The 4,392-nt window shown below is 29.1% G+C and carries 5 protein-coding genes and 1 pseudogene; 2 read left to right on the top strand and 4 right to left on the bottom strand.

Annotation, left to right across the window (positions count from 1 at the left end):
* Positions 1-204: pseudogene (locus Q0C58_RS04260) on the top strand (GTPase ObgE); the annotation flags it as partial.
* Here the strand turns inward: Q0C58_RS04260 and Q0C58_RS04255 are convergent.
* The 4 genes from Q0C58_RS04255 to Q0C58_RS04240 are packed head-to-tail and all read right to left on the bottom strand — an operon-like array spanning position 201 to position 3,566.
* Positions 201-926 carry a LytTR family DNA-binding domain-containing protein gene (locus Q0C58_RS04255; protein ID WP_290697977.1) on the bottom strand — a complete coding sequence of 242 codons (726 nt, stop codon included), beginning with the start codon at positions 924-926 and terminating at the stop codon, positions 201-203. The pseudogene Q0C58_RS04260 and the gene Q0C58_RS04255 sit on opposite strands and share 4 nt — an antisense overlap.
* On the bottom strand, positions 926-1,969 hold the full coding sequence (locus tag Q0C58_RS04250) for a histidine kinase (RefSeq protein ID WP_290697975.1): 1,044 nt from the start codon (positions 1,967-1,969) through the stop codon (positions 926-928). Before Q0C58_RS04250 ends, Q0C58_RS04255 begins: the two co-directional genes overlap by 1 nt.
* Before the next feature lie 21 nt (positions 1,970-1,990).
* Positions 1,991-2,440, bottom strand: a complete 450-nt coding sequence (locus tag Q0C58_RS04245) for a hypothetical protein (protein WP_290697973.1) — start codon at positions 2,438-2,440, stop codon at positions 1,991-1,993.
* A 10-nt stretch (positions 2,441-2,450) separates the two neighbouring features.
* The gene (locus Q0C58_RS04240) at positions 2,451-3,566 is read right to left on the bottom strand and encodes an alpha/beta fold hydrolase (protein ID WP_290697971.1); all 1,116 of its coding nucleotides are present in this window, start codon (positions 3,564-3,566) and stop codon (positions 2,451-2,453) included.
* 129 nt (positions 3,567-3,695) lie between these two features.
* Between Q0C58_RS04240 and Q0C58_RS04235 the strand changes: the two genes are divergently transcribed.
* A complete protein-coding gene (locus Q0C58_RS04235; protein WP_290697969.1) occupies positions 3,696-4,217 on the top strand; it encodes a DUF4136 domain-containing protein in 522 nt (173 codons plus the stop codon).
* Positions 4,218-4,392 lie beyond the last annotated feature (175 nt).

The raw sequence follows: 4,392 nt of genomic DNA, 5'->3' as shown, positions 1-4,392 counted from the left end.
GAATTACGTCGTTACAATCCAGAAATGCTAGATAAAGATAGGTTTATAGCTATTTCTAAAAGCGATATGCTTGACGACGAGTTAGAAGCAGAATTAAAAGTAGAATTGGATAATGAGTTACCAATTCCGTATTTGTTTATCTCTAGTGTGGCTCAAAAAGGGTTAGTAGAGTTAAAAGATTTGCTTTGGAAGGCTTTGAATTAGAATTCTAAATCCTGTTTAAATTTTTGAGACTGTCTTCTAGAAACCTCCACTTCATTATCGTTAGTTAAGGTTATTTTTAGCTTACCATTAAACCAAGGCATTACATTTTTAATTGTTTTTAGGTTAACAATTTGTTGTCTATTGGTTTTAAAAAAAAGATGTTCGGGTAGCTTTGCTTCAATTTGATTTAAGGACTTATAAATAAGTGACTTTTTATCATTAAAATGAACTCTAGTGTAGTTGCCTACTATTTCAAAAAGTAAAATATCTTTTAATAAAACCATCCAGCATTGCTCTCCCTCTTTTATAAATATTTGAGAATTTTCGGTTAAAGTTTTAACTTTAATAGCACTCTTTTTTTCTTGTAGAGCAGGTTTTAGTTTTTGGATTGATTTAGCAAAACGAGCTTTATTTATAGGTTTTAATAAATAATCGAAAGCATTATATTCAAAAGATTTAATGGCATACTCATCATAAGCAGTAGTGAAGATCACAGTTGGAATTTCGTCTAATGCTTCTAATAGATCAAAACCAGTTTTTTCTGGCATGTTAATATCTAAAAATAAAAGGTCTGGGTTCAGTTTTGGGATTAATTTTAAAGCATCATCAACATTCTCAGCTTCGCCAATAATTTCAATTTCTGGATGCTCTTTTATTAGTTCTTTTAGCTCTTGTCTTGCTAATCGAGAATCTTCAATTATTATAGCGCTTATTTTATCCATTAAATAGGTAATTTAATTGTTGCAATAACGTTCTTGTTTTCTTCTTTTAAATTAAAGTTAGCTTTATCTTTATAGAGTAGATGTAGTCTTTTTTTAATGTTTTCAAGTCCAACTTTAGTAGTTGATTTAGTTTCTATTAATGTTCCAGAATTTGTAACATTAATTTTAAGTATTCTGTTGGTTTCTAAAATGGATAAATCTATGTTTCCGCCTTCACGTAAATTAGAAATTCCATGTTTTAGTGCATTTTCAATAAGCATTTGAATAATCATTGGAGGAATATCTACATTCAACAAATTGTCTTCTACTTTGGAGGTAAACATTAGCCTGTTTTCGAATTGTATTTTAGATAATTCTATATAATTATCGACCATCTCAAGTTCCTCTTTTAGGGTAATAGTATCTACTTTATTTTTTGTTAGAGAGTAGCGCAACATTTCAGACAAACGTGTAATCATCTCTCTAGATTTTTCAACATCTTCAAGTATTAATCCGCGAATATTGTTTAAACTATTAAACATAAAATGCGGATTTATTTGACCTTTTAAAGTGTTTAATTCAGATTCTTTTAATGTTGCCTCTAAGAATAAACGCTCTTCTTCATTTTTTCTAAAATCAACAGTCATTTTTAAAACACGATAGCAAACAAACCATAATAGAATGTAGAAAATAGTGTTTAGAGTATTAGATAAAATTATTGAGGTATCAATCTGCAAACTGTTTTCGTGAAATAATGCATATAGAATTTTGGCTAGAATAATAATAGTGCCAGAAAATAGAATGACTGTTATTATAAAACTTATTAAAATTTTAATAACTTCTTTCAGGTTTAAACGATTAAAAGAAACCTTTTTCTTTAAATAATAACGAAATAAAGAAGTGCAAAAAATAGCAACTATAATAAATAGAAAGCCTTCAAAAATGGTGTATGTTTTATCTAAATGTGTTGCTTTAACTAGTTTGAATAGCGTATTAAAAAGTGCTAAAGTTCCCCAACCAAAACATTGTAAAATCCAAAATATAGCAGTATTAGATAATTTCATAGAAGAACTAAAGTAACATTTTTATTTTTTCAAATCTATAAGAATACTATTGATTTTTTCAAAATCATCTGTACCAATAAAAAACGTTTTTTCGTTTGATTTTATTTTAATAGCGTTTCCTGTTTTTACATTATATAATAAGCCATTTGGAGTTATACGAATTCCAATACCGTAATAACTAGGTGTTTTAATTTCTTCTATAGTATCGTAATTAATGTCTTTAATATTGAGCGTCCGTTTTATTAATCCTATTCCAAATTCCGCCTCAATTTTTTCTTTGCTTATGGTAATTGTTAGTTTGTAAAACAATAGTAATGTTATTATAAAAATACTGGTGACTACTAAAATTAACCAATGTTGCATTGGCTTATCGTCTATTTTAATAAAAAATAGAACGATTGGTATTAATCCACAAATAGATAAAATAATTATTAGTAGTTTTCCGTATTGTGTATTCTTGTATAGTATCATAATTTTAATATTAAAAGCGTTTGTTAATCCAATCTGAAATTATTTTTAAAGCCACTGGAGAAAAAGTTTCTTCTATTTGGCTATATTCTAGCATACTTCCTGTTTTTGCTGTTTGAAATAGGTGATTTAAATTTTCTAGTTCTTTTATAGTTACATCTTCATTATTAGCGTTTTTTAGAGCTTTCTCAATACCTTCTAAATTTAATTTTGGTAGTACTTGAAGATCTTTACTTCCATTAAGTGCTAGTGTAGGACAAGTAGTTTTTTCTAGATAGTCTTTTGGTTCAGTTATAATAAAAGTACTTAACCAAGGTGAAGCTATTTGAGTGGATAATTGATTTATCATTGCATCGGTTATATATACTGCATAAGGACTTTTTTTGCTTTCTAACTCTTTTTTTAATGTATTGATAGCTAACTTAATTTTAGACTTAATTTTACCGCTTTCCGTTTCTGTTTTTAAAACATTGTAGGCTTTAGATGTTAATGACTTATTAAATTCAAGAGTCTCTATTGTAGCACCAGCGGTTTTTCCCATTTCCCAACTTTGAGACTCTAATACTTTTCGACCGTTAACTCCAGGTCCAGCTAATAACACAACAAAAGCAATGTTCTTGTTTTTTGAAGCTATAATTGGTGCTATAAGTCCGCCTTCGCTATGCCCAATTAACCCAATTTTACTTATATCTATGTCTATCCTTGTCTTTAAATATAAAATAGCAGCTTCTACATCTGTAGCGAAATCTGCAGAAGTTGCAGTTGCATGATTACCTTCACTTTCAGCAGTTCCTCTATCGTCGAAACGTAAAACAGCAATGCCATTATTTGTTAAATAATCGGATAATACTAAGAAGGGTTTATGGTTAAAAGGTTTAATGTAACTATTTCTGTCTTGTGGTCCAGAGCCAGAGATTAAAATGGCTACAGCAGGATTCTTTATGTTTTTTGGTAGCGTAAGTGTGCCTGCTAATTTAATGTTATTAGCTGTTGCGTTTTCGAAATAAATAGTTTCTGAGCTATAATTAAAAGGTGCAACAGGCTCTTGTGGTCTCGCTTTATTTTGAGCATAAACAGAACTTAAATTAGTAATTAGAGAGAAGATAATAAATGTAATTAACCGTATCATAATTAAAGTGTTTTGGATGTTAAGTCAAATGTAGAAAGTAAATACAATTTAAAAGTTAAAATTATGACGAACGGTATTATAGCTATACTAAATGGTTTTATTTTCGTTATTTTTATATAAAAATCTATTATGAAAACACCATACCTTATTCTCGCGATACTTTGTATTTCATCTTGCGCACCAATTTATGTTAACCACGATTATGAGAAATCTACTAATTTTCAAGATTACAAAACTTATAATTTCTTTTCTAATATAGAATCAGGATTAAATAGCTTAGATGAAAATCGTTTAATGTCTGCTTTAGAAACCAAGCTAAACGCAATGGGTTTAGAAAAGTCTGAAAACGCAAGTTTTTTAATAGATATAAAAAGCGATGAGTTTCAAGAGAACTCAAGAAACAATGTTGGAGTAGGACTTGGTGGTGGAAACCGAGGTTTTGGTGGTGGAATTTCGGTTGGTATTCCTGTTGGTCAACCAAGTATTAACATGCAAATTACTGTAGAGTTTGTGGACGAGTCTAAAACTGGATTATTTTGGCAAGCAACTAGCGAATGCGGATTTAAGCCAAACCAAAAACCAGAAAAACGCGAAGCACGTTTTCAAGCAATTGTAGAAAAAATGTTAGAAGGGTATCCTCCAGAAAAATAAATACTAAAAAAGGCTTCCAAATTGGAAGCCTTTTTTTATTATAATTTAGTAATTTATTTATTTCAAAAACACTTTATATTTGTCTTTATAGCCAATAAGTGTTACAACGTTTAAAGCTAATAAAGCTAGTGCTGGAGCAATATTTCCAGGATCTAAAACAGCATGAAATAATACT

The sequence above is a fragment of the Lacinutrix sp. genome (assembly GCF_023299985.1).
GTDB lineage: Bacteria > Bacteroidota > Bacteroidia > Flavobacteriales > Flavobacteriaceae > Lacinutrix.
This window is presented reverse-complemented; position numbering and strand designations above follow the sequence as displayed.

Coding starts and splice junctions, on each gene's coding strand:
- Q0C58_RS04240 (WP_290697971.1), bottom strand. CDS start 3,566: ATGATACGGTTAATTACATTTATTATCTTCTCTCTAATTACTAATTTA.
- Q0C58_RS04235 (WP_290697969.1), top strand. CDS start 3,696: ATGAAAACACCATACCTTATTCTCGCGATACTTTGTATTTCATCTTGC.
- Q0C58_RS04250 (WP_290697975.1), bottom strand. CDS start 1,969: ATGAAATTATCTAATACTGCTATATTTTGGATTTTACAATGTTTTGGT.
- Q0C58_RS04255 (WP_290697977.1), bottom strand. CDS start 926: ATGGATAAAATAAGCGCTATAATAATTGAAGATTCTCGATTAGCAAGA.
- Q0C58_RS04245 (WP_290697973.1), bottom strand. CDS start 2,440: ATGATACTATACAAGAATACACAATACGGAAAACTACTAATAATTATT.